The organism is Collinsella aerofaciens (assembly GCF_964283865.1).
Classification (GTDB): domain Bacteria; phylum Actinomycetota; class Coriobacteriia; order Coriobacteriales; family Coriobacteriaceae; genus Collinsella.
Genome location: NZ_CAXYLS010000002.1, coordinates 144,327 through 168,463, shown reverse-complemented (window position 1 = coordinate 168,463; position 24,137 = coordinate 144,327). Strand labels below are relative to the sequence as shown.

Genomic DNA, 24,137 nt, shown 5'->3' with positions numbered 1-24,137 from the left:
ATTGTTCGCGCCCTTACACAAAAAGAGCGCCCCGCTGCGCAGGACGCTCTTAGCATGTACAAATCCTTACTGGATGTTGTCGCGGATGCCCAGAGCCTTGATGAGCTCACGGTACTCGACGATGTCGTTCTTCTTGATGTAGGAGAGAAGACGACGACGACGGCCGACGAGCATGAGCAGGCCACGACGGGTGTGGAAGTCCTTCTGGTGGGACTTCATGTGCTCGGTCAGCTCCTTGATGCGCTCGGACAGGATGGCGACCTGAACCTTGGGGTTGCCGGTGTCGACCGGGGTATTACCGAACTGGGCAGTCAGCTCCGCCTTACGCTCTTTGGAAACAGTCATTGTTTCACCTTTCGTTTCTTGTCGCCCGCGGGCGACATTATTCGCCTCGGACTGGGAAGCCGCCGGTGGAGCGAGCATCCAAGGTCGAGGTACCAACAGGTCGGTATGTTACCACAAGCAGCCCACGCCTGCGCATCATCACCGACCCAACATGAATTCCATCGCACGGAGGCGCTGATCGGTGTGCGTCGCAGCCCAAACATGCGAAAGCCCCAACAAAAAGGCAGCGGTATGGGGATCGACCCTCTCGGCCAAAAGCGCATCGAAAGTCATGGACATAAGGGCACGCAGCCATGCGACCTCACCGGTCGATACCAGCTCGGCACCCGGAACGCTCGACGCGCACGAGCCGCACATGAGCCCGCCGGCCTGGGGCGAAAAATACGACAGCATAGGGTCTCCGCACAGTACGCAGGCCGAAAAATCGGGTCGGTAGCCAACGTGCGATAGCAGCTTAAACACATATGCCGCCACAAGCAGATCCATATGCGCCGTGTCGAGCCCGCTGCCCACCAGAGCAAGCGCTCGCTGCGTGATGGCAAAGGTAAACGGGTCCTCGGCATCCTCGAACGAGCACACGCGCGCGACCTCGGCGATCGCGCTTGCGGCGCAGGTCGTCTCGTAATCGGGCGCAGCGCCGAGCGGTGCCTCCATAAGCTCGGCCTGGGAAACCACGTCGAGCGACCGTCCATGCGCGAGCAGCATATCGACGGTACAGAACAGCTCGCAGCGCGCAGCCAGGCGCCCACCGGGCTTGCGGGCGCCCTTTGCCACGGCGCGAACCTGCCGACCCCGCTCGTCAAGCATCGTCAAGATCAGGTCCGTCTCTTTGAGCTTCGTCTTATCGAGGACGAGCACCTTCGTGCGATATGTCCGGGAGCCTCCCATGCGCGCCGCGCGTCCTTAGTCCTCGGCGTTGTAGCCAAAGCGGCGAATCTGGGCCTCGTCGTCACGCCAGCCGGCCTTGACCTTCACGTCCAGCTCCAAAAAGACCTGCGTGCCAAAGATGCGCTCAAGATCGCGGCGAGCGTCGATACCGATATGTTTGATCATCTCGCCGCCCTTGCCGATGATGATGCCCTTTTGGCCCTCGCGCTCGACGTAAATGGTAGCGTGCACGCGCAGCACCTTCTTGGTCTGCTCGAGCGCATCGCAGATCACGCCAACGGAGTGCGGGATCTCATCACGGGTGCGGCGCAAGACCTTCTCGCGCACAAACTCGGCAACGAGTGTCTCATCGGAAGCGTCGGTACCCATGCCCTCGGGGAACCAACGCGGACCCTCGGGCAAAAAGTGTGCAACGGTCTCGATAAACGCATCGACGTTGAAGTTCTTGACCGACGACGTCACGATCTCGTCATCATAGTCCATGAGCTCGTGGGCGGCCTTAAGCTGCTCCATGACCTGTGCGGGATCGGCCTCATCGGCCTTGGTGAGCACCAAGACTTTCTTGGAACGGGCGCTCTTGACGCGCTCGGCAACCCAGGCGTCTCCCCTGCCGATCGGCTTGGTGGCATCAATCAAAAACGCGACGACATCGACATCGTTCAGCTCGAACAGCGCGCTCTTGTTGAGCTCGGACCCCAGGCCGTCCTTGGGCTTGTGGATACCCGGGGTATCGACAAAGACCAGCTGGTAGCCGGGACGGTTAACGACGGCGCGCATGCGGCGGCGGGTCGTCTGGGCCACCGGCGAGGTGATGGCGACCTTTTTGCCATAGCAGGCGTTGAGCAGCGTGGACTTGCCGGCGTTGGGGCGGCCGACCAGGGCCACGAAGCCGCTGCGGAAACCGGGTTCAACGTCGCCAAAGCCCGCGAGGCTATCGTCCTCGTCGCACAGGGCGTCGAGTTCCTCGTCACTCATGCCCTCAAACGGATCGAACTCCTCGACATCCTCATAGGCATCGTTCGCTTCGGCATCCACCGCATCCAGGGACTCGTCGTCCAGAGTTTCATCGATAGGCTGCATAGTGTCGGACATGAAAATCCCTTTCTAAATAAAGTCGAGCGCGTGGGCAAATACCAGCAATCCCACAATCGCGGCGGTGATGGAAAGTACGTATACGGAGGCGGCGGCGATATCTTTCGCACGCTTTGCCAGCGGATGAAGTTCCTGGGTCGCCAGGTCGACGATCGCCTCCATAGCGGTGTTGCACAGCTCACCGTGAATCACCAGGCCACAGCAGATGATAACCGTGGCCCATTCGGCAATATCGAGCCCCACAATGCAGCCGGCAATGACGGTGCACACGCCTGCCGCGAGCATAACCTTGATGTTGCGCTCGGTCCTGACGGCGGTGACGAAGCCCTCCATGGCGTAGGAGAAGGACTTTAAGAAGGACGGGTGGTCCTTGTTCGATCCGGGAATCATAGACGGCTCCTAGTCGTGGGCGTGGTTGGTGATGGGGCCGACGTGGACCAGCTTGGGGTCCTCGCCGCGCTCGAGCGCCAGATCGCGCAGGATGGCGTCCTCGCGGGCCTCCATGACCTCAGCCTCGTCGTCCTCGATATGGTCATACCCCAGCAGGTGCAGCATGCCATGCACGAGCATCAGGCGGCACTCGTCGGCAGGGCTATTGCCAAAGCCGGGAGCCTGACGGGCAATGACCTGCGGGGCCAGGATAATATCGCCGAGCTCGAGCGTCTCGTCTGCGGGAATATCCTCGTCAAAGGCCGAGTCGCACTCAAACGAGAGGACATCGGTGGTACGGTCGATACCGCGCCACTCGTGGTTGAGCTCGTGCATTTCGTCCTCATCGACATACGAAAGGGAAATCTCAACTTCACGCTCAACGCCCTCGGCGGCAAGCACGACATCGCAGATGTGCTCTACCTCCTGCGCGTCGAGCAGCGTATCGAGCTCGGCATCGTTGCTGATCAATACACTCAACGGGACTCCTTTCGGTCACGCACGCGTTTCTCGCGTACATCATCATAAGCATCGTATGCCTCGACGATACGCCCCACCAAGGAATGACGCACCACGTCGGCACGCTCGAGGTGCGAAAATGCGACATCGTCGACACGGCCCAAAATCTGCTCGACGTCGGCAAGACCGCCGCGACGACCCACCAGGTCGCGCTGACTCAGGTCGCCGGTAATCACAAACTTGGAGTTAAAGCCCAGGCGCGTCAGGAACATCTTCATCTGCTCGGGCGTGGTATTTTGCGCCTCGTCGAGCACCACGAAGGCATCGCTCAGCGTGCGGCCGCGCATGTAGGCAAGCGGGGCGATCTCGATCACGCCGCGCTCCATGAGCTCATCGGTGCGCTCGCGATCCATCATGTCAAAAAGGGCGTCGTAGAGCGGACGCATGTAGGGGTCGATCTTTTCCTCGAGGGTACCGGGCAAAAAGCCCAGGTTCTCCCCCGCCTCGACAACCGGACGCGTCAAGATCAGACGACCCACCTCATGACGCTTGAGCGCGGCAACGGCGAGCGCCATGGCCAGATAGGTCTTACCAGTACCGGCAGGACCCAGGCCAAACGTGATGGTATGCGAGCGGATGGCATCCACGTAGCGCTTTTGGCCGAGCGTCTTGGGGCGAATGGCGCGACCGCGATACGAAAGCAGCACATCATCGCGAAGCGACGTAGCCTCGTGCTCACCGTCGCGCAAGACGGCCAGGCAGCGAGAGACATCGTCGGCAGACAGTGTGCGTCCGGCAGCCGCCTCGCGAAAAGCATGCTCAAAAAAGCGAGCCACGAGCTCGACCTCGTCCGGGTCACCGCTCACGGCGATGCTGTCGCCACGGGCGACCACGTGGGCGCGAACCAAGCTCTCCAGCGCACGAAGGACGCCGTCGCCGGCACCCAAAACGCGCGAGGGGTCAATTCCCCCAGGAACGGTAAGTCTAATCTTCGAGGCTTCCATGAACCTCCCTGCGTGCATGGACCAAGCCGGAATCATCGACTCCGATGATAGCAACATCGAGCAGGCACGGGGCTGTGAGTCCACTGGTATCGTCTAGACGGGCATGATGGAACGAACCAAGCGTCAGGTTGTCGCCATACTCGAGCACGGCACGCTCAACGGTGCCCACGCGACGGCGAGCGTCGGCAATGGCAAGCTCCTGCGCCGCGGCTCGCATACGACGGCTACGCTCGGCCATGACCTCGGGCGGCACCTGGTCGGGCATGTCGGCAGCAAGGGTACCGGGACGCTTGCTGTAGCGAAACACGTGCATACGCGAAAAGCCCACGCGGCGGCACAGCGCCAGCGACTCCTCAAACTCCTCGTCCGTCTCGCCGGGAAAACCGACGATGACATCGCACGAAAGGGACGCCTGAGGCAAGTTGGTGCGAATCATGCGCACCGTCTCCTCAAAGGCCTCGGCGCTATAGGGACGGCCCATACGATGCAGCGTCCTGGTGCAGCCGGACTGCACGGGCAGGTGTAAAAACGGGGCGATGCGCTTCGGATAGCGGGCCATGACCTTAAGCAGGGACTCGGAGATATCCATGGGCTCGACCGAGGAAATGCGCACATGCGGAATGGACGTGCGCTCCATGATCGCCTCGAGAAGCTCATCAATCTCGACGTGTTCGTCAGTCGCGCTCTTGCCATCGTAGGCGCCAAGGTTCACACCCGTCAGCACCACCTCGGGCACGCCGGCCTCCTGTGCCTCGCGAACTTGCTCGAGCACGGACTCAACCGGCACGGAGCGCTCGGGGCCGCGGGCCTTCCACACAATGCAATAGGTGCAACGATGGTTGCAGCCGTCCTGGATCTTCACGCCCAGACGCGAGCGACCGAGCGCGTCGACAACCTCGCCGTCGCTGCAGGCGGGAACGTCATCGGACTCAACGCCCAGCACCTCACAGACGCGTTCGGCGACATCGATCTTGGACGGCTCGGCGATCACGCGGTCCGAGAGCTCCAGCAGCTCCTCGGGATGCAGATTGACCACGCATCCGGTCACGACCACATAGGGCTCGTTTGAATAGGCCAGCGCATGGCGAACGGCCTTACGGGTCTTGGCCTCGGCCTCGCCCGTAACGGCACAGGTGTTAATGACGATCAGCTCAGCATCCTGAGGCTCCACCATCGCAAAGCCCAGGCGCATTAGATCGGCAGTGATACGGTCGGACTCAACCCGGTTGACACGGCAGCCGAGGTTGACGACAGAGATATGAGGTGCGAGCACGCGGGCTCCTTAATCGAGGATATCGTCGAGGGCGCTCTTGATACGATCGGTCACGGATTTCTTACCGGATGCGACGTCATCGCCCATCTCGTCGGCAAAGGCGCGAAGCAGCTCGCGCTGCTTGTTGGAGAGATTGGTGGGGACGACTACGCGCAGCTGCACGATCAGGTGACCGCGCGAACCGCCACCGCCGATACGCGGCATGCCGTAATTGTTGACGCTCACGGTGTCACCGTACTGGGCGCCGGCGGGGACGCACAGCTTGACGACCTCGTCGGGCATAATGCCCTCGACCTCGATCTCGCAACCGAGCGCAGCCTGCGCAATCGAGATATCGCTCACGAGGTACAGGTCGTCGCCGTTGCGCTTAAAACGCTCGTGGTCGGCGACGCGCACGTTGACGATCAGGTCGCCCGAGGGCTCGCCACGAAGACCGGCCTCGCCAAAGCCGCTCACGCGCAGCTGGCGACCGGTCGAAACGCCGGCGGGAATATCGATGTCGATCTTTTCGTGCGAAGGCGTGCGGCCCTGACCGTCGCAGGTCTCGCAGGGATGGTCGATAACCGTGCCCTCGCCATGGCAGTCGGGACAGGGCGAAGAAGACTGAACCTGGCCCAGGAACGAACGCTGGACCGTCGTGACATAGCCCGTGCCGTGGCAGCGGCTGCACTGCTTTTCCCGTGCACCCTCGGCCCTGCCGGTGCCGTTGCAATCCTCGCAGGGGGCAAGGCGGTCATAGCTGATCGTCTTTTTGCAACCGAGCGCCGCCTCCTCAAGGGTCACCGAAAGGGAGATGGCCATATCGCGGCCGCGACGACGCTCACGGCGATTTCGGGCGCCACCGCCGGCACCGCCGCCAAAGAACGACGAGAACAGGTCGTCCATGCCCATGCCACCAAAGATATCGTTGATATCGACGTACCCCGAACCACCAGGGCCGTCCGCGGTGCCGTAACGGTCGTAGTTAGCACGCTTCTGCTCGTCGGAAAGAACGGAATACGCCTCGTTAAGCTCTTTGAACTTGGCCTCGGCCTCGGGGTCGTCCGAAACGTCCGGGTGTACGGTACGGGCCTTCTTTAGAAACGCGCGCTTAATCGTCCGCGCGTCGGCATCCTTGTCGACGCCAAGTACCTCGTAGTAATCCCTATTTTCCGACACGACCGAATCCTTCCGACTTTCATTTTTGTCACAGTGCGTCCTATACCCAAGCTGGGCCGGCCGCAAACAGAGGGCTAGATGTTATTGCATTGCGTAGGGCGAAAGCATGGCACGTTGCGAGCAACTCGCAAACCAAACCGACACGAGCGCAAACATAAATCCGTTGGCAAAACCGTTGGCAAACTGCATCGCGCCGCGCTTCCACCACAGCAGGCTGCGGTGCAGCACGCCGTCCGAGACCACCATAAACAGGCCCATGGCAAACGGAATAAAGCACATTATGGCAAAGGCCGAGAACACGCCCGAGATGGCCGACAGCACCAAAAACGGCGCCACGATGCCCATCAGGTAAAAACCTGTACGGGCCTTGCCTTCCAGGCGCTCGGCCTCGACATGGGCGCGGCCGACCAGATCGCCACCCGAGGCACCGTTGGTGCCGGCGTGACCCATGCCACTAATGCGAACCTCGTCACCATCGTGCGTGCCGGCGGGAAACTCAATCGTCTGCTCGGAGGTCACACGGACACGGCCGCTGCCGCCGCAATCGGGGCAGGGGTCGGCGACGACCTTACCGGAACCGCCGCACTCGGGGCAGACAGACTGAAACGTGCCGGCACCGAACAGGAAGGACAGGTCGACGTCGATGTGGCCGCGACCGCCGCAGCTCGGACAGGTATGTGCATGCTCGGACGAAACAGATCCCGAGCCTCCGCAGTGACCACAGGTATCGAAGCGCGTATAGCGGACGGTCTTGCGGGCACCGCCCTTGGCCTCCTTGGCGTCGAGCTTGATATCGACGACCACGTTGGCGCCACTCTCGGGGTTGTAGGCCGCCTGGCCGCGACGGGGCTGGCCCCAGGCGCCACCAAAGGGAAAGCCGCCCTCAAAGGGATTACCATAGCCTGCGCTGCCGGCGTAGCCGCCGCCATAGGGCGAAGCCGTGGGAGCGCCGGCGAAGGGATTACCCGAACGCATGGCGTCATAGCGCGCACGCTTCTGCTCATCCGAAAGCACAGCGTAGGCCTCGGAAACCTCTTTGAACTTTTCCTCGGCATCCGGCTCTTTGTTGACGTCAGGATGGAGCTTACGTGCCTTTTGCTGGAAGGCCTTCTGTATATCACGCGAGGTGGCGTCCTTGGAGACACCCAAAATCTCGTAGTAATCTTTTTCGTTCATCGTCGCCATGCGCGGCAACCTCCTGCTCACAGCAGCGTATATATTGCGGTAATTCTACCCGAGCGGCCTAAGCTAGACCCCAAAACAGCTCGAACAGCACATTTCCATCGAGCCAGCCCAAGTGGGTGGGCGCTAAGCGGGCACGGATGCGACCTGCGATAACGTCTTTTAAGGTGACGCTCCCAGCATGTCCTTCAACATGATCGGGCACCCAGGTGGCAAGGCCCAACTCGAGAGCACGGTCACAGGCCGCCGCCAACTCATCTGCAGCGATCACGCTTGCCGAGCGAACCAACAGGTCGGGCCCAATGCCACGCGTCATGCGGCAGGCGAGCATCAGATCCTCGGCCGCAGCCTCGCGCTGCGACAGATACTCGGCATCAAACGCCGTCGCATCATCGTCACGTTGCACCAAGCGCACGCGATACGCATCGCCGCGAGCAGGCACGTCGGGAAACAGCCCGGCCAAGCGATCGAAATCCTCGGCATCGAGCATACCGGCGGCAGAGCGGCCCAAGCCCAGATAGCCCTGTCCGGTCCAATAGGCAATGTTGTGGGCGCACTCATGGCCGTCGAGCGCGTAGCTTGCCACCTCATACGGGTGATAGCCGGCCGCACCCAGGCACTCACGCGCCGCATCCATGCACGCAGCCTGAAAATCCTCGTCGGGCTCAAGCGACTCGTCGTGACACGCCATGCGGTAAAGCGGCGTGCCCTCCTCGAGCGTGAGCGGGTAAACCGACACGTGATGCGGCGCCGCCGCCAACACGCCATCGAGCGTGCGCTGCCAGCTTACGGCGGTCTGCCCGGGAAGTCCGCACATCAGGTCGCAGGACACATCGAGCCCAGCGTCCCTCACCGCGGCGATGGCTGCAAGGGCGCGGTGCGAATCGTGGATGCGGCCAATCGCGGCAAGCTCGGCGTTGTCGAGGGTCTGAACTCCCAGAGAAATGCGCGTGACGCCCACCCCGGCAAGCGCCGCAGCAAGCTGCGAAGTCAACGACTCAGGATTGGCTTCGCAGGTAAACTCAACTGGCTTGCAGCACGCAGAGATACGCCGGGCGAGTTCTACCAGGCGCTCCCCCGCCAGCGACGGCGTGCCGCCGCCAACATAGACGGTACGGATCTGCGCAAGCGCCCCGACGTCTCCAAAGGCATCAAGGCGCGCATACAACTGCTCAAAATAGGCATCGAGCGCAGCGCTCAGGTCGCACGGAGCAAAACTGCGCGAGTCAAAGTCGCAGTACCGGCACTTTTGGGCGCAAAACGGAACATGCACGTACAGCGCGGTAACGGCCACCGTTAGGCCTCCAGCGGATGAGCGGGCACCGACTCGCCGGCGGCAAGTGCGGCCTCGCAGGCCACCACATCGCGCTCGATATCATCGACCAATGCCATGAACTCCTCGTTTGTGGAGCAACGCACCACTTGGGCGCGCCAGGCCGCAGCATGAGGCATCCCCTTTAGATACCAGCTTGCGTACGTACGGGCACGCGACATGAGCGGCAACAGCTCGTGCGTGAGCGTCAGGTGCTCGCGCAGGGCATCCAGGCGCTCGACCGAGCTACGTACCGGTACCGGCGTGCCATCGAGCGCAAGGGCGCGGGCATCGCCGAACACCCAGGGATTGCCATAGATACCGCGCGCGATGAACACGGCGCTGGCGCCGGAGTTGCGCAGATGCTCCGCGGCATCCTCGGCGCAGAACACGTCGCCCGAACCGATAACGGGAATCTCGACGGCGTCGGCCACCTCATCGACGACCGACCAATCGGCCTGGCCCGTATAGAGCTGCGTGGCACAGCGACCATGTACCGCCACCGCAGCGGCCCCTGCCCCCTCGAGCATCTGGGCAAACGTCGCGGCATTGCGGTCTTCGGCGTAAAAGCCCTTGCGGATTTTTACGGTCACGGGCACGTGCGCCGCGCCCACCGCTGCCTCAACGATCTTCTCTGCCAGATCGGGCGTGCGCATAAGCGCCGAGCCCTCGCCCTTGGTGACGACCTTGCGAGCCGGGCAGGCCATGTTGATATCAATGAGCGACAGGCGATCGCCCACACGCTCCTCGACGGCAGCGACAGCACCCGCAAACTGATCGGGCTTGGAACCAAAGAGCTGCACGCAGATCTGCTGCTCCTCGTCGGCCGGCAACACCAGGCGCCACGTCTTGTTGCTGGCATAGGCAAGGCCCGCAACGCTCACCATCTCGCTGTAGGCAAGGTTGGCACCGCGGCGGCGACACATGATGCGATAGGCGGGGTCGGTTACGCCCGCCATGGGAGCCATAAGGAACGGCTGCTCGGCATAGGCGCCCAGCAGCCGCTTGCTGTATTCAGAAAGCGCCATGGGACCTACTCGTCCACCTTGAGGATCGCCATAAAGGCCTCCTGCGGGACCTCGACCGAACCGATGGCCTTCATGCGCTTCTTACCCTCTTTCTGCTTCTCGAGCAGCTTGCGCTTACGCGAGATATCGCCGCCGTAGCACTTGGCAAGCACGTCCTTGCGGCGTGCCTTAACGGTGGAGCGGGCGATGATCTTGTTGCCGATAGCGCCCTGGATGGGCACCTCGAACAGCTGGCGTGGAATGATTTCCTTGAGTTTGTCGCACAGCCCGCGGGCCAGGCCATAGGCCTTGTCCTTGTGCACGATAAACGAAAGCGCGTCCACCTCATCGCCCGAAAGCAGGATATCGAGCTTGACGAGCTCGGAGGGACGATACTCGTTGAACTCATAGTCGAGCGAGGCATAGCCCTTGGTGCGACTCTTGAGCTGGTCAAAGAAGTCCAGGATGAGCTCGGCGAGTGGCATGTCAAAGCGCATCTCGACCGATTTGCTCGTGAGATGGATCATGTCGGTCGTAATGCCGCGGTGCTCGATAGCGAGCTGCATGACGGCACCCGTATACTCGGGCGGGCAGATAATCTTGGCCTTGAGGTAAGGCTCCTCGATGCGCTCGATGCGCGTAGCCTCGGGCAGATCCTGCGGGCTGCGAACATCAATCATCTCGCCGTCAGTCTTGTAGACGTGATAATCCACCGAAGGGCTCGTGGCAATCAGGTCCAGGTTGAACTCGCGCTCCAAGCGCTCCTTGACGACCTCCATATGCAACAGGCCCAAGAAGCCCACGCGGAAGCCAAAGCCGAGCGCCACCGAGGTCTCGGGTTCCCACACCAACGACGGGTCGTTGACATGCAGCTTATCGAGAGCGTCACGCAGGTTCTCGTAATCCTTGTTATCGATGGGGAACAGGCCTGTGTAGACCATGGGCTTGGCCTCGCGATAGCCGGGAAGTGGCTCGGGGCAGGGATTCGACGCCCACGTGAGGGTATCGCCCACGCGTACGGCCTCGGGATCCTTCAGGCCCGTGACCACGTAGCCCACCTCGCCGACCGTCAGCGCATCGACCGGGGTCTCGGCGGGACGCTTGACGCCCACGCCATCGACCAAAAAGTCGCCCTTGGCCTGCATCATTCGCAGGGTATCGCCCTTCTTGATGGAGCCGTCAAAGACACGGACCGTGGCAACGACGCCGCGGTACTCATCGAAATACGAGTCCAGGATGAGCGCCTTGAGCGGCGCGTTTGCATCGCCCTTGGGCGGTGAGATCAAAAAGACGATGGACTCCAGCAGGTCGTGGATACCCTCGCCGGTCTTGCCCGATACGCATACGGCATCGTCGGCGGGAATCGCCAGGTCATCCTCGATCTCGGTCTTGACCTCGTCGGGATGGGCCGAGGGCAGGTCGATCTTATTGATGGCGGGCACGATATCCAGGTTGGCGTTCATGGCGAGCGTCGCGTTGGAGACGGTCTGGGCCTCGACGCCCTGCGTGGCGTCGACGACGAGCACTGCGCCCTCGCAGGCGGCCAGCGAACGCGAGACCTCGTAGGTAAAGTCCGCGTGGCCCGGCGTATCGATCAGGTTGAACTGATACGTCTCGCCATCGTCGGCGTCATAGGAAACGCGAACGGCATTAGACTTGATCGTGATGCCGCGCTCGCGCTCGATATCCATGGTGTCGAGCAGCTGCGACTCCATGTCACGCTCGTCGACGGTATGGGTGAGCTCGAGGATGCGGTCACTGATCGTGGACTTGCCATGGTCGATATGCGCAACAATCGAGAAGTTGCGGATGTGGGAAATGTCAATTGAAGTATTCATGCAGACTATCTTACCCGAGCGGTACAAAAAATGGAGCCTGTTCCATAAAACAGGCTCCATTTATGCGCGTAATCTGTGTGGTGTGAAATTTACAACTTAGGCGTTGATGCTGTTCACGAGCTTGGCAAGACCGGACTTGCGGTTGGAAGCCTGGTTCTTGTGGATAACATGCTTGGCGGCAGCCATGTCGAGACGCTTGGTGACGGTCTTGAGGGCAGCCTGGGCCTTCTCGGCGTCGCCCTCGGCGACGGCGGACTGGACGTGCTTGGTCAGCGTCTTGAGCTCGGACTTGACAGCCTTGTTACGCATGCGAGCTGCCTCATTGGTGCGGATACGCTTCTTCTGAGACTTGATGTTTGCCACTTCTGGAGTTCCTTTCGAGTTCCTTGCAAAAAATGTATGACACCTCTGAGACACGGTGAGGTCATGCAAGCGCCTACTATAGCACGCTCCCCCTCAAAGGGATAGAACGAATTTGTCAAATAGGCAGGTATCATCACGATTTTCTCAAGATGTTCGTAATCCAGAGCAAAAGCGCGGTCTCAGAATCGGCCGAGCCCTTCAGCGCGAGCTCCACATCGACCGCGCCCTCGAGCGCACCGACAAGCTCCGCCATAGAAAAACGCCGCGCCCAGGTCAGGTGATTCTTAACCTGCCAGGCCTGAAGCTTGAGCGTCGCGGCGAGCTCGCGACCCTGTCCACGAGAGTCGAGCGCCTTGGCGACAATAAGTTCGCGGATGCGTCCGCACAGCAGCGTGTAGGTCCACACATAGCTCTTGGCGGGCAGTAGATTGAAAAGCTCAAGCGAGCGGCGCATGTCACGGGCTGAGACCGCATTGAGAAAGTCCCAGGGCTGAACTTCGGCCGTGCGCACGATCCAGCGCTCCACATCGGCAAGCTCAATTTGCGGCGCCTCGACCATCTGGGCAAGCTTGGCCAAGTCGTTATCGAGCATGCGGGTGTTCTCGCCCGAGCGCGAAACGAGCTCCTCGGCGGCCGCCGTCGAAATGGACTTTCCGTGCTGCGTCGCCATCTGCTGCACGCGGCGTGGGAGCTCCCAGCGCTTGGTGCCCGAACAGTCGATCACGGCCTTCTTGTCAATCTTGGCGATCGCCTTGTACAGGCGTGTGTTCTTGGCGAGTGAATCGGCTATGACGAGACAGACCGTCGTGGGGCTGGGACTCGCCAGATACTCAACAAGCGGCTCGGAGATCGCTTTGGCGAGTTTTGAGCAGCCGTCAAGGATTACCAGGCGAAACTCACTGCCCATAGGAAAAGTGTTGAGCGATCCGATAATGGACTCGATATCGGGGTCCTTGGTCATGTCTCGCTCGTCGAGGTTGAACTCGACCATACCCGATTTTTCCAGACGCGCTTTCATACGCGAGACGGCGTGGTCGCGCTTAACTCCGTCGGTACCGACGATCAGATATGCCGGCAACAGACCGGTTTCGGACATCGCGCTCCCCTCCCGCGGGCTCTCGTGTTCGTACCGTGCCATTCTAGCCCACGGGTTGATCCCGCGCCAACGGCAGCATCACGGTCGCTGACATCGCATGGCAAAACCGGTTGCAGTCGGCGAGACAGTGATGTCTCCCTGTTCGATGGTGCATGCGAACGCGCCGCCCGCATCGCGAACGGCATCGGTGCAGGCATCGGATGGATGACCGTAGCGGTTGCCCTCGCCCGCACTCGCGATAGAGAGCTCGGGCTTAAGCGTGCCCAGCAGGTCTAAGTCGACAGAAACCTTTGAGCCGTGATGTCCCAACTTGAGCACATCGATATCCCCCACCTCCTGTACAAACTCGCGTTCCTGATCGAGCTCGGCATCACCGGTGAGCAGCAAGCGGAGACTCTGGCCTCCTTGGGCATAACTGAGCAGCAAGACAAGCGAGTCTTCATTGCCCTCACCATCCACCGTGTCAAACGGCCACATCACACGAGCCCGAAATGTGCCGATATCGATCGTGTCCCCGCGAGCCACCTGCATATACGTTACGCCCGGGCGATTTAGAACCTCAGCAGGCGCATCCTCCAGCGCATTAGCCGCGACCGCAATGGTTCCAACCGAAAACTGATCGAGCACATCGGGAAGACCACCCCAATGGTCTTCATCCCAATGCGTCACGAAGACGGCGTCGATATGGTGAACGTTATTGCGAACCAACGCCGACACCACGCGCTCATCGAGTCCACAGTCCACGAGTGCCACGGTCCCACCTTGGCGGATAAGAATCGCATCGGCCTGACCAACATCGAGGACCGTCACAGAAGGCGGCGCACATCGATCCCAATAGACATACGGAACACCCGCTGCAAGAATCAAACACAGCAGCCCCACTGCCATGCTCCGTGCGCGGGGACGTGGCCACCAGACCAAGACGACCGCCAGCACAAACGGCACTACGTATACCAGGGGCGTATCGGGCGGCACGCTTACGGATGCGCCCGGAACGGCAGCAAAGAGCTGCTCAAAGAACAGGGCGCAGCGAGCGACAATCATGGGCCCCACGAGCGCCCCGTGACGCAACAGCGGCACAAGCGAGCAGGGCACCAGCACAACCGATATAGCAAGCAGTACGCTTATCACCGGACCGATCACGGCATTTGCAAGCGGGGCAATGAGCGAAAACGTCCCGAATGCGGGAATGGTTACAGGAAGTGTCGCGAGTTGTGAGCACATCGTGACAGACAAAATACCGGCAACCCCCGATGGCACGCTCAGCTCGCACAAGGCGTAGGTAGCGTAGGGGCAAAAACAAAGGATGGCAAAAACACTGGCGCACGATAGTTGAAAACCCATCTCGAACAATACCGTCGGGCGCAGCAACACAAAGATTGCCATGGTGACAAACAGAGCCGAGAGGCCATGCCGACGACGTCCGGCGCCGTTGGCGACAAGCGTCGCCGCCACCATACAGCACGCGCGCACGGCCGAGGGCGAGGCGCCCGTAAAGACGGCATAGGCAGCAAGGGCCAGCACCAGCAACCCCCGCTGCAGCCCACGAGAGAGGCGCGTCTTTTGCAGGGCGCTCTCAATCACAAACCCGACGATGGCAAGATGGCTGCCCGAGACGGCGATGAGATGTGCGGTGCCCGTTACCGAAAACCAATCGCCCGCCGGCTGGGCACGCAGCTCGGCCGAGCGTCCGCAGACAACGCCGGCAATGAGCGAGCGCGCTGGATCGGTCGCGGGCGCGATAACGGCAAGGAGCTCGTTTCGAAGCCAAGACAACGGGCCTGGAGGGCCCTCGTCGATCGATACCAACCGGACGACTTTAACCTTTCGAAGCTCGCCCCGAAGCACGCGTGAGCGCCCATACGCATCATTCTCAAAGCGCGAAATTCGACCGATAGCACGTACATGCGAACCGGCGCCAAGCTCACGATCACACGACAGCCGTACCTGACCCAAACGCTTTTCGCCCGCATACGCATCACAGGTATAGGAGTACGCACCGTCATTGATGGACGGGTCGCCACACACAACAAACTCGAGACTGCTCGCAGCCCGATTATCCAACGCCCTCGAAGCGCGCAGCGCCCCTATCGCCCAACCCGCGGACACTACCGCTCCCGCCACGAGGCCGAGGGCCGCGGCATACAGCCATCGCCTCCACCGCACAAGGCGCATGCAGGACCGAGCCAATACAATGCACCCTGCTGCCGCAACGGGAATGGCCATAAGCAATGTGACGGGCGCCGCCCGCTCTCCCAGCAGCGCATCGGCCGCCATGTTAAGCACTAACCCACAGCTCGCACACAAGCCGGCACAAAGGGCTATCGTCCACGGCATCAATGGGCGCGGTGGCATCACATGCTCGCGCTCGGTCGCACTCATACGCAGATGCAATCTTTAATTATGGCGAGTTTCTTCTCACCGATCCCCGATACGCGCATAAGGTCATCGACCGAGGCAAAGGCCCCGTTTTGCGTCCGTTCGTCGATAATTGCCTGGGCCATAGAAGGCCCGATGCCCGAAAGCGTCTGCAGCTCCGCCGCACTTGCCGTATTGATATTCACAAGACCCGACGAAGACCCTGTACCAGGGGTCGTGGAAGCGCTGCTTTCGGCGCCGCCGACGGCCGCAGCCGTTTGTTGCTCCCCTACCGTCGGCACATAGATCTTTTGACCATCGGTGATCTTGGACGCACGGTTAAGACCCGTCACATCCGCCTCGGCCGTAAGCCCTCCGGCGGCATCAATCGCCTGGGACACCCGTGCTCCATCTTTAAGCCGGTACACGCCAGGCTTCACAACGGCGCCATCAAGATCGACGTACACCTCGGCAGCAGAGGAGCTCTTGGCAGACGGCTCATCGGCATCGTCAGGAGAGGCATCCCCGGCCCCGCGCACATCCGAGGCGCTCGCCTCATCACTACGCTCAAACGATACGTCGCTGGAGTGACCACCAAAACCTGCCATCGCCAAGCCGCTCGCGGCGGCAATGACAACCAGGATCGCCACGACCATCGCCTTATGGCCGAGCAGCTTTTCTGCCCAGCGGTCCATCCGTTTAACCCGTTCGTGTTGCTCGCGCTGCGCCATAGCAAACACCTCCCAACACCATCGTGTCAGGAAACGAGCGCCGTAGCCTCCGCACGACCACACCAGTTATCGCGGTCAAACCAAAAGCTGACCAAAACCTTGCGAAAAAATGTCCATGTATTCAGGTACACGTCGACAAATGAACCGTTTATCGCCAAAAGCCCAGATACAAAAAGACCGACGATGCAAATGCACCGCCGGTCTATACACAACATTATTCGTGATCTTGGTAAATCTCACGTGGAGCGAGCTCGGAATGTTTGCGTTTTAAGGTCTTAGGGGCCTTATACGTGTTGCTCTCGAAGTCGATGTACTCGGTCTGTTTGAGCAAACGCTCAATCATCTCCTCGTGATCGAACAGCTCCCACGCCTCATGCACGGCATCGAGTTTGGCGTGCGTCTCGGGGCGGCGCGGCATAAAAAGCGTGCAGCAATCGGGAGCCGCCTCGGTCGAGATATCGAAGGTACCGATTTCCTCGGCACGCGCGATGATCTCCTGCTTGTCCGAACCAATCAGCGGGCGAAACACGGGAATCTTGACGGCCTCGTTGACGGCCATGATGTTCTCGAGCGTCTGGGAGGCAACCTGACCGAGCGATTCGCCGGTCACGATAGCCTTGGCGCCCTCGATATGCGCTATGCGCTCGGCAACCGAATACATGATGCGACGGTACATGATCACGCGCAGGTTGCTGGGGCAGGTGACCGAAATCTCGCGCTGGCAGTCGCCAAACGGGACTACGTACAGGCGACCGATCTGGACACCCGGCTCAAGCGCACGGATGATGTCCTGCACCAAATACTCGCTCGTATCGGGCGTCTGCGGACGGCCGGAAAAATGTACCGGCACGCACACCGCGCCGCGGCGCGCGAGCATCCAGGTCGCCACCGGAGAATCGATGCCCGAGGAAAGCAGCGTCACGACCTTGCCGGCAGAACCCACCGGCAGACCGCCCACGCCGCGCTCAGAGCGCGCATAAACGTAGACGCTACCCTGTACCACGAGCACGTGCACCATCGCGTCGGGATCGTGCATCTGGACCTTTTTATCGGGAAACGCCTCGCACAGTACCTCGCCAACCTGTCGATTGATATCAATCGAGGTGAGCTCATAGTCGGTGTTAGAGCGCTTGGCATGCACCTTAAACGACTCGAAGGGACCAAATTCGCGCAGCGCCTTCACGGCGGCGGCGCAGTACTCCTGCGGGTCGCGGTTCGTGTGATATGCCAGGGACACGCGAGCAACGCCGGGGACGGTGCGAATGACGCGCGCCGCCTCGTCGGCCTGATGCTCGTTAAAGGTCACGAGGATATAACCGGAAATTCGAGACACGGCATTCACGGAAAAGGCGGCCAAGGCCGCCTTGATGTTATCCATGAGGATATGCTCAAAATGTGCGCGGTTCTTGCCCTTCAGTCCAACCTCGTGATAGTGGACCAGGCAGACGCGGGCTGCCATTTAGGCTTCAGCAACCTTGTGGCCGAGCGCCTTCTCGTAACGGGCCTCGTCGTAGGAGATGTCGCCGTCGACAATCTCGTCCATAGCCATCGAGATGGTATCGGCGCCGGAAAGCGCAATGGTGATGTCGTCGACATCCTGGACGGCAAGCACGCGGTTGTGCTGGCCACGCAGCATGCTGTTAATGTCGCAGGCGCGCTTGGAGGCAAGCGAGGCGAGCAGGAAGCGGTTGTGATCGGTCTTCTCCAGAAGATCGTCAATGCAAGGCTTTACAACGGACACGGACCTCAGATCCTTTCATGCATATCGAGAACGCGAACGAGCTCATCGGTCGCGCGGTCGAGATCGTCATTCACCACGACGTCGTCGTAGCGGTCGGCAAGGGCAAGTTCATCGGCGGCGTTTGCCATACGCAGCTCGATCGTCTCGGGCGTCTCGGTACCGCGACCGACCAGGCGATCGCGAAGCACCTCGAGCGAAGGCGGCTTGATAAAGATCAACACGGCCTCGGGGAAACGCTCCTTGACCTGCAGGGCACCCTGAACATCGATCTCCAAGATCAGAGAGGAGCCAGAGGCGAGCTTGGATGTGACCTCACTCACCAACGTGCCGTAGCAGTTGCCGTGGACCTCAGCCCACTCAACAAACTCACCGTTTGCCACGCGGCGGTCGAACTCCTCGCGCGTCAGGAAAAAGTAGTTGACGCCGTCGACCTCACCTTTGCGTGGTGCTCGCGTGGTAGCCGAAACCGTCAGGCCCAGGTTCGAGCGACGCTCGCGCACACGAGTGACGAGCGTGCCCTTGCCTGCACCTGACGGTCCAGAAATCACAAAGAGCTTTGAATCCTGAGCGCTCACTTATTTGGTCAGCTGCTCGAGGAGCTGCTCGCGCTGACGGACGCCGAGGCCCTGGACGCGACGGGTAGCGGAGATGCCGAGCTCCTCCATGATCTTGGCGGCCTTGGCCTTGCCATAACCGGGGAGAGACTCGATGAGGGTGGAAACCTTCATGCGGGAAGCGATGGGGTCATCGGAGTTGAGCACGGACTCGAGGGACTTCTCGCCCTTCTTGATCTGCTCGCGAAGCTCAGCGCGGGCGTGACGTGCGGCGGCAGCCTTCTCAAGAGCCTGCTTGCGCTGCTCGTCGGTAAGCTGAGGGAGTGCCATTCGAACCTCCAAATAGTTGGGTTATATCTGATGCAATAATTGGCATTTTAGCACGTCAAACGCACTAAATGCCCAATCGACGGCTCCATAGGTTAGACGATACCTGCGAAAAGTGCAATATATGGAGGTCAAAGTTAAGCCCCTGACCTGCGATTCCACACAAAGGATGGGAAAGTTTTCGCAGGCACAGGGGCTAATTTGTGCTAAAGAGACCCAAAAGTGGTGACTTGAGGGAATCTTTTAGGCGACGTTTTCGACCAGCTCGGCAACGATAGCGTCAAATGCGGCAACCGGGTCGTCGGCACCGGTGATGGGTCGGCCCACCACGATGTGGCTCGCACCGCGCTCGATAGCCTGGGAGGGCGTCGCCACGCGGGACTGGTCACCAAGGGCGGCACCCACCGGACGCACGCCCGGAGTCACGATCAGCGCGTCGGGGCCGAGCAGCTCGCGCATGTCATGGGCCTCCATCGGCGAGCACACGATGCCGTCGATGCCGTTGGCCTGGGCAAGCTTTGCCAGGCGGGCGGCCTCCTCGGCCACGGGCGACTCAACGCCGATCTGGGTCAGCGCATCCTGGTTCATGCTGGTGAGCACGGTAATGGCGACGAGCTTGGCGCGGTCCTCGCGCGCCTCCTCGGCACCCTCACGGCACGCAGCGAGCATAGCGCCCGAACCCAGGCCATGGACCGAGAGCAGGTCGGCACCGGCGAGCGAGGCCGAACGGGCGGCACCGCGCACCTGATGCGGAATGTCATGAAACTTAAGGTCGAGGAAGACCTTAAAGCCCAGGTCCTTGAACGTCTTGACGATCTCGGGGCCCTCAGCGTAATAGAGCGTCATGCCGACCTTAAGCCAAGCGGCATGACCGGAAAGCTCGTGGGCGAGCTCGAGCGCACGCTCACGGTCGCAGTCGAGGGCGACGATAACGCGGTCGCGGGCATCGGTCTCTAGCATTCGAAAGCACCTACCAGCTCGTTGATGTCCTTCACGCCCTGGGACTCTGCCCAGGCCTCGAGCTCGTGCGCGATCTTGAGCGAAGCGCACGGATCGACAAAGTTGGCCATGCCGACAGACACGCAGGTAGCGCCAGCCAGGATAAACTCAGCCGCATCTTCGCCCGTCATGACGCCGCCGACACCGTTGATGGGGATATCGACGGCCTGGGCAACCTCCCAGACCATGCGCACGGCGATGTGGTGGCACAGCGGGCCCGAAAGGCCGCCCTTGGGCTTGGCCACACGGGACTTGCGAGTATGAACGTCGATGGCCATGCCCTGGATGGAGTTAATGACCGAAAGACCGTCGGCGCCGGCGGCTTCGAGAGCCTTCGCAATCTCGGCGACGTTGACCGGAGCCATCTTGACGAACAACGGCTTATCGGTCACCTTACGGCAGGCAGCCATAACGGCAGAGGCGCCCTCGGGCGAGGAGCCCATGGCGGCACCACCGGCGGCAATATTGGGGCAGCTCACGTTGATCTCGTAGCCGGCAGCCCAGGGGCACAGCTCGACATACATCTCGAGCGCGCGCACAAACTCGTCAACGGAGTGGCCGGCGACCTGGCAGATGACCTGGCAACCGTCCTTGGAAAGCTGCTCGAGCCACGGGCCGGACTCACGGGCAAAGGCAGCCACGCCGGGGTTCTGAAGGCCCACGGAGTTGATCATGCCGCCCGGGATCTCGGCCATGCGGGGCGCGGGGTTGCCGGGCCAGGGCTCGGCAGCGCAGCCCTTGGTGGTGATGGCGCCCAGTTGGGAGACATCAAAGAAGTTCTGGAACTGCCATCCGTAGCCGAAGGTACCGGCTGCGGTGTTGATGGGGTTCTGCATCTTGACGCCGCCGAAATCGACGGCCATGTTCACGTTACCCACTAGAAGACCACCACCTTGGAAGCATCAAACACGGGGCCGCACATGCAGGCGCCCTTCATACCGTCGACCGTCTCGACATTGCAGGTGTTGCAGGCGCCAAAGCCGCAGCTCATCATGCGCTCGAGCGACACCTCGCAGTACGCGCCGGCCTCGGCGGCAGCGGCGGCGACCTTCTTCATCATGACGGCGGGACCGCAGCTGGCCACGTAGTCGTAGCCGCCCTCGCCAAGCAGCTCGGCGGCAGGATCGGTGCAGAAGCCGTGTGTGCCCAACGAGCCGTCGTCGGTGCATACGTTGACCGTAGCTCCCAGCGCGCGGAACTCATCGACGCCCACGGCCTTGGACGCGGTGCCAAAGCCCAGACATACGTCAACGTCCACGCCCTGCTCGGCAAGCATGCCAGCCAGGCAGAGCACGGGCGGAACGCCAATGCCGCCAGCGACGAGCAGCGCCTTCCTGGTGCCCTCGGGCACGAGCCAGCCGCGGCCGCCGGGGCCCAACAGATTAGAGGTGGAACCGGGAGCCATCTGCGACAGACGGCGGGTATCGTCGCCCACGACGGCGTACCACAGCTCAACGGTGCCGGCCTCGGCGTCGGCGCGGTAGTAGCTCAGAGGCACGCGAAGCAGCGAGGACGCATCGCCGGGCACGGCGATGTTCACAAACTGACCGGGCTTGAGCGCACTTGCAAGCTTGGGGGCCGAGATGACGAGCGAGAAGATGCCGTCGGCGATCTCCCGGTTCGAGACGACCTCGAAGTCGTGCATGCGTGCAGTGGAAGGTGTGGGCATAGACGCTCCAATCCCCCATGCGGTTGCATGGTCTAAACGAATAGAAAGCGCGGCACCGCAAGGGCGCCGCGCACAAAAGCGATAAGGCTATGCTAGCAGATGCAGCCGTCGGCAAGCGTCTGTTTGCCGCCGACAAACACATCGGTGGCACGACCGGTAAGCGTGCGACCGGCGAAGCCGGAGTTCTCGGCACGCGACTCGTAACCGCCCTCGCCAACCGTCCAGGTTGCGGCGGGGTCGAACACGGTCAGGTCAGCAACGGAGCCCGCCTTGACCTGAACCTGGTCGAGGCCCAGGATCTCACGCGGTTTGATGGCCATGAGCTCGACCATGCGGCCCACGCTCATCTTGCCCGTGTTGACCAGCTCGGTGAGCACGAGCGACAGCGAGGTCTCGAGGCCGATCATGCCAAAGGGTGCGAGCTCGAACTCGCGGGCCTTCTCCCACGGAGTGTGCGGAGCGTGATCGGTGACGATAACGTCGACGGTACCGTCGATGACACCCTGACGGATGGCCTCGGCGTCCTCGTCGGTGCGCAGCGGCGGATTGACCTTGAGCGAGGTGTTGTAGGTCTCGTCCAGGTCGTTCTCGGTCAGGAACATGTGGTGCGGGGTAGCCTCGCAGGTAACCTGAACGCCAGCGGCCTTACCGGCACGCACGATTTCCAGGCCATGGGCGGTAGAGATGTGCTGGACGTGCAGCTTGGCACCGGTCAGCTTGGCGATCTCGATGTCGCGAGCGATCTGGAGCTCCTCGCCGGCAGCTGGCCAGCCCTCGAGAGCCAGACGGGTCGAGACCTTGCCCTCGTTGATCTGGCCGTGGCCGACCAGGTCCACGTCCTGGCAGTGGCTCATAAAGACCTTGCCGAACATCTTGCCGTAGTCCATGCAGCGACGGAGCATGCCCGCGCCCTGCACGCCGCGACCGTCGTCGGTAAAGGCGACGGCGCCGTGGGCGACCATATCGCCCATCTCGGACATAGCCTCGCCCTTAAGACCGCGGGTCATGGCGCCCGACGGATAGACGCGGCAGTGACCAACCTCGGCAGCGCGGGACTTGACGAACTCCACGACGGTGCCGTTATCGGTAACGGGATCGGTGTTGGGCATGGCGCACACGCCGGTAAAGCCGCCCTTGGCAGCTGCGCGGGTGCCGCTCTCGATGTCCTCTTTGACCTCGTAGCCGGGCTCGCGAAGGTGAACGTGCATATCCACCAGGCCAGGGACGAGGTACTTGCCGGAAAGGTCGCGGACCTCGGCTCCCTCGACGGCGAGATTCTCGCCGACCTCGGCGATCTTGTCGCCGTCAATCAGGACGTCAACGACACCGTCAAGCTCGACGGACGGGTCGACGACGTGGGCATTCTTAAGAAGCAAGGCCATTATCGGCACCTCCAAGCAGCAGATACAGGATAGCCATACGCACGCAGATACCGGCGTAGACCTGCTCCAGGATGACGGAGCGTTGCGGGTGGTCGGCCATATAGGAGTCGAACTCGACGCCGCGGTTGATGGGGCCCGGGTGGCAGATGATCGCATCGGGCTTCATGAGCTTCTCGCGGTCCTTAGTCAGGCCGAAGAGCTTGTGGTACTCACGAATCGTGGGGAACGGGGCACCCTCGAGGCGCTCCTGCTGCACGCGCAGCATGTAGACGACGTCCAGCTCGGGCAGGACGGAATCGAGGTCGCTCGTCACGTGGTCGCATCCCAGGACCTCGGGCGCCGGCGGCAGCAGCGTGCCGGGGGCGACGGCGTAGGTCTCGCAGCCCATGATCTTAAGGGCGGGGATCAGCGAGCCGCAGACGCGGGAGTGCGCGATATCGCCGACGACGGCGACCTTCAAACCGTGGAAGTCACCCTTGTGCTCCCAGATGGTATACAGGTCGAGCAAGGCCTGCGTGGGATGGTTGTGCTTGCCGTCACCGGCGCAGATGACGCTTGCGGGCGAGTTCTGCGTGACGATGTAGGGAGCACCGGCGTGCTTATCGCGAACGACGATGCAGTCGATCTTATAGGCGTTGAGGGTCTCGACGGTGTCGACGAGGCTCTCACCCTTGACCGTGGAGGTCGAGGAGCCGCCAAAGTTAAGACTGTCGGCCGAAAGACGCTTCTCGGCGAGCTCGAAGGAGCTGCGGGTGCGCGTCGAGGGCTCGTTGAACATGTTGACGATGGTCTTGCCCTTGAGCGTGGGGACCTTCTTGATCGCACGCTCGTTGACCTCGGAGAACGCCTTGGCGGTCTCGAGGATGAGCTTAATGTCCTCTTCGGAGTACTCGGTAATGTCGATCAGGTGCTTATGGTTGAACGCCACGG

The 24,137-nt window shown here is 61.5% G+C and carries 25 protein-coding genes; all 25 read right to left on the bottom strand.

Annotated features, from left to right (window positions below):
• Positions 1–66: 66 nt before the first annotated feature.
• A complete protein-coding gene (gene rpsO, locus ACRX4W_RS02180) occupies positions 67–345 on the bottom strand; it encodes a 30S ribosomal protein S15 (RefSeq protein WP_035138510.1) in 279 nt (92 codons plus the stop codon).
• Between the two features lie 138 nt (positions 346–483).
• The gene (gene recO / locus ACRX4W_RS02175) at positions 484–1,233 is read right to left on the bottom strand and encodes a DNA repair protein RecO (RefSeq protein WP_432298997.1); all 750 of its coding nucleotides are present in this window, start codon (positions 1,231–1,233) and stop codon (positions 484–486) included.
• 15 nt (positions 1,234–1,248) lie between these two features.
• Positions 1,249–2,325, bottom strand: coding sequence for a GTPase Era (gene era, locus ACRX4W_RS02170; protein WP_432298996.1), 1,077 nt, complete (start codon positions 2,323–2,325; stop codon positions 1,249–1,251).
• 12 nt (positions 2,326–2,337) lie between these two features.
• Entirely contained in the window at positions 2,338–2,715 is a 378-nt protein-coding gene (locus ACRX4W_RS02165; RefSeq protein ID WP_432298995.1) for a diacylglycerol kinase family protein, read from the bottom strand.
• Between the two features lie 9 nt (positions 2,716–2,724).
• Positions 2,725–3,234 (bottom strand): rRNA maturation RNase YbeY, encoded by a 510-nt coding sequence (gene ybeY, locus ACRX4W_RS02160; RefSeq protein WP_432298994.1) that lies wholly within the window; start codon positions 3,232–3,234, stop codon positions 2,725–2,727.
• Positions 3,231–4,217: a PhoH family protein gene (locus tag ACRX4W_RS02155; protein WP_432298993.1), complete on the bottom strand. Its 987-nt coding sequence runs from the start codon at positions 4,215–4,217 to the stop codon at positions 3,231–3,233. Before ACRX4W_RS02155 ends, ybeY begins: the two co-directional genes overlap by 4 nt.
• Positions 4,198–5,490 carry a MiaB/RimO family radical SAM methylthiotransferase gene (locus ACRX4W_RS02150; RefSeq protein ID WP_432298992.1) on the bottom strand — a complete coding sequence of 431 codons (1,293 nt, stop codon included), beginning with the start codon at positions 5,488–5,490 and terminating at the stop codon, positions 4,198–4,200. Before ACRX4W_RS02150 ends, ACRX4W_RS02155 begins: the two co-directional genes overlap by 20 nt.
• Positions 5,491–5,499: 9 nt before the next feature.
• Positions 5,500–6,648, bottom strand: coding sequence for a molecular chaperone DnaJ (gene dnaJ / locus ACRX4W_RS02145; RefSeq protein WP_432298991.1), 1,149 nt, complete (start codon positions 6,646–6,648; stop codon positions 5,500–5,502).
• Positions 6,649–6,729: 81 nt separating this feature from the next.
• Positions 6,730–7,833 carry a DnaJ domain-containing protein gene (locus tag ACRX4W_RS02140; protein WP_172674578.1) on the bottom strand — a complete coding sequence of 368 codons (1,104 nt, stop codon included), beginning with the start codon at positions 7,831–7,833 and terminating at the stop codon, positions 6,730–6,732.
• Positions 7,834–7,891: 58 nt separating this feature from the next.
• Complete coding sequence (locus ACRX4W_RS02135; RefSeq protein WP_432298990.1) at positions 7,892–9,124, bottom strand: coproporphyrinogen-III oxidase family protein; 1,233 nt, start codon at positions 9,122–9,124, stop codon at positions 7,892–7,894.
• 2 nt (positions 9,125–9,126) lie between these two features.
• Complete coding sequence (gene dusB, locus ACRX4W_RS02130) at positions 9,127–10,170, bottom strand: tRNA dihydrouridine synthase DusB (protein ID WP_432298989.1); 1,044 nt, start codon at positions 10,168–10,170, stop codon at positions 9,127–9,129.
• 5 nt (positions 10,171–10,175) lie between these two features.
• A complete protein-coding gene (lepA, locus tag ACRX4W_RS02125) occupies positions 10,176–11,987 on the bottom strand; it encodes a translation elongation factor 4 (protein WP_432298988.1) in 1,812 nt (603 codons plus the stop codon).
• 96 nt (positions 11,988–12,083) lie between these two features.
• Positions 12,084–12,350, bottom strand: a complete 267-nt coding sequence (rpsT, locus tag ACRX4W_RS02120) for a 30S ribosomal protein S20 (RefSeq protein WP_022094714.1) — start codon at positions 12,348–12,350, stop codon at positions 12,084–12,086.
• A gap of 133 nt (positions 12,351–12,483) precedes the next feature.
• Positions 12,484–13,446 carry a DNA polymerase III subunit delta gene (holA, locus tag ACRX4W_RS02115; RefSeq protein ID WP_432298987.1) on the bottom strand — a complete coding sequence of 321 codons (963 nt, stop codon included), beginning with the start codon at positions 13,444–13,446 and terminating at the stop codon, positions 12,484–12,486.
• A 78-nt stretch (positions 13,447–13,524) separates the two neighbouring features.
• Entirely contained in the window at positions 13,525–15,621 is a 2,097-nt protein-coding gene (locus ACRX4W_RS02110; RefSeq protein WP_432299055.1) for a DNA internalization-related competence protein ComEC/Rec2, read from the bottom strand.
• Between the two features lie 203 nt (positions 15,622–15,824).
• Positions 15,825–16,535 (bottom strand): helix-hairpin-helix domain-containing protein, encoded by a 711-nt coding sequence (locus ACRX4W_RS02105; RefSeq protein ID WP_432298986.1) that lies wholly within the window; start codon positions 16,533–16,535, stop codon positions 15,825–15,827.
• A 214-nt stretch (positions 16,536–16,749) separates the two neighbouring features.
• Positions 16,750–17,994 carry a tRNA uracil 4-sulfurtransferase ThiI gene (gene thiI, locus ACRX4W_RS02100; RefSeq protein WP_118079857.1) on the bottom strand — a complete coding sequence of 415 codons (1,245 nt, stop codon included), beginning with the start codon at positions 17,992–17,994 and terminating at the stop codon, positions 16,750–16,752.
• Entirely contained in the window at positions 17,995–18,276 is a 282-nt protein-coding gene (locus ACRX4W_RS02095) for a DNA-directed RNA polymerase subunit omega (protein ID WP_055250050.1), read from the bottom strand.
• 5 nt (positions 18,277–18,281) lie between these two features.
• The gene (gmk, locus tag ACRX4W_RS02090) at positions 18,282–18,851 is read right to left on the bottom strand and encodes a guanylate kinase (protein ID WP_055250048.1); all 570 of its coding nucleotides are present in this window, start codon (positions 18,849–18,851) and stop codon (positions 18,282–18,284) included.
• Positions 18,852–19,160, bottom strand: coding sequence for an integration host factor, actinobacterial type (mihF, locus tag ACRX4W_RS02085; protein ID WP_006236130.1), 309 nt, complete (start codon positions 19,158–19,160; stop codon positions 18,852–18,854). It abuts the gene before it with no gap.
• A 240-nt stretch (positions 19,161–19,400) separates the two neighbouring features.
• A complete protein-coding gene (pyrF, locus tag ACRX4W_RS02080) occupies positions 19,401–20,117 on the bottom strand; it encodes an orotidine-5'-phosphate decarboxylase (protein WP_432298985.1) in 717 nt (238 codons plus the stop codon).
• Positions 20,111–21,019 carry a dihydroorotate dehydrogenase gene (locus tag ACRX4W_RS02075; protein WP_199411071.1) on the bottom strand — a complete coding sequence of 303 codons (909 nt, stop codon included), beginning with the start codon at positions 21,017–21,019 and terminating at the stop codon, positions 20,111–20,113. Before ACRX4W_RS02075 ends, pyrF begins: the two co-directional genes overlap by 7 nt.
• Positions 21,020–21,033: 14 nt before the next feature.
• Positions 21,034–21,801, bottom strand: coding sequence for a dihydroorotate dehydrogenase electron transfer subunit (locus tag ACRX4W_RS02070; protein ID WP_432299054.1), 768 nt, complete (start codon positions 21,799–21,801; stop codon positions 21,034–21,036).
• Positions 21,802–21,917: 116 nt separating this feature from the next.
• Positions 21,918–23,207 (bottom strand): dihydroorotase, encoded by a 1,290-nt coding sequence (locus ACRX4W_RS02065; RefSeq protein ID WP_432298984.1) that lies wholly within the window; start codon positions 23,205–23,207, stop codon positions 21,918–21,920.
• Positions 23,191–24,135, bottom strand: a complete 945-nt coding sequence (locus ACRX4W_RS02060) for an aspartate carbamoyltransferase catalytic subunit (protein WP_035138537.1) — start codon at positions 24,133–24,135, stop codon at positions 23,191–23,193. Before ACRX4W_RS02060 ends, ACRX4W_RS02065 begins: the two co-directional genes overlap by 17 nt.
• Positions 24,136–24,137 lie beyond the last annotated feature (2 nt).

Bases quoted from the DNA above. Each gene is read 5' to 3' on its own strand.
- rpsO (WP_035138510.1), bottom strand. From the start codon at position 345: ATGACTGTTTCCAAAGAGCGTAAGGCGGAGCTGACTGCCCAGTTCGGT.
- recO (WP_432298997.1), bottom strand. From the start codon at position 1,233: ATGGGAGGCTCCCGGACATATCGCACGAAGGTGCTCGTCCTCGATAAG.
- era (WP_432298996.1), bottom strand. From the start codon at position 2,325: ATGTCCGACACTATGCAGCCTATCGATGAAACTCTGGACGACGAGTCC.
- ACRX4W_RS02165 (WP_432298995.1), bottom strand. From the start codon at position 2,715: ATGATTCCCGGATCGAACAAGGACCACCCGTCCTTCTTAAAGTCCTTC.
- ACRX4W_RS02155 (WP_432298993.1), bottom strand. From the start codon at position 4,217: ATGGAAGCCTCGAAGATTAGACTTACCGTTCCTGGGGGAATTGACCCC.
- ACRX4W_RS02140 (WP_172674578.1), bottom strand. From the start codon at position 7,833: ATGGCGACGATGAACGAAAAAGATTACTACGAGATTTTGGGTGTCTCC.
- dusB (WP_432298989.1), bottom strand. From the start codon at position 10,170: ATGGCGCTTTCTGAATACAGCAAGCGGCTGCTGGGCGCCTATGCCGAG.
- lepA (WP_432298988.1), bottom strand. From the start codon at position 11,987: ATGAATACTTCAATTGACATTTCCCACATCCGCAACTTCTCGATTGTT.
- holA (WP_432298987.1), bottom strand. From the start codon at position 13,446: ATGTCCGAAACCGGTCTGTTGCCGGCATATCTGATCGTCGGTACCGAC.
- ACRX4W_RS02110 (WP_432299055.1), bottom strand. From the start codon at position 15,621: ATGCGCCTTGTGCGGTGGAGGCGATGGCTGTATGCCGCGGCCCTCGGC.
- ACRX4W_RS02105 (WP_432298986.1), bottom strand. From the start codon at position 16,535: ATGGCGCAGCGCGAGCAACACGAACGGGTTAAACGGATGGACCGCTGG.
- thiI (WP_118079857.1), bottom strand. From the start codon at position 17,994: ATGGCAGCCCGCGTCTGCCTGGTCCACTATCACGAGGTTGGACTGAAG.
- mihF (WP_006236130.1), bottom strand. From the start codon at position 19,160: ATGGCACTCCCTCAGCTTACCGACGAGCAGCGCAAGCAGGCTCTTGAG.
- pyrF (WP_432298985.1), bottom strand. From the start codon at position 20,117: ATGCTAGAGACCGATGCCCGCGACCGCGTTATCGTCGCCCTCGACTGC.
- ACRX4W_RS02075 (WP_199411071.1), bottom strand. From the start codon at position 21,019: ATGGCCGTCGATTTCGGCGGCGTCAAGATGCAGAACCCCATCAACACC.
- ACRX4W_RS02070 (WP_432299054.1), bottom strand. From the start codon at position 21,801: ATGCACGACTTCGAGGTCGTCTCGAACCGGGAGATCGCCGACGGCATC.
- ACRX4W_RS02065 (WP_432298984.1), bottom strand. From the start codon at position 23,207: ATGGCCTTGCTTCTTAAGAATGCCCACGTCGTCGACCCGTCCGTCGAG.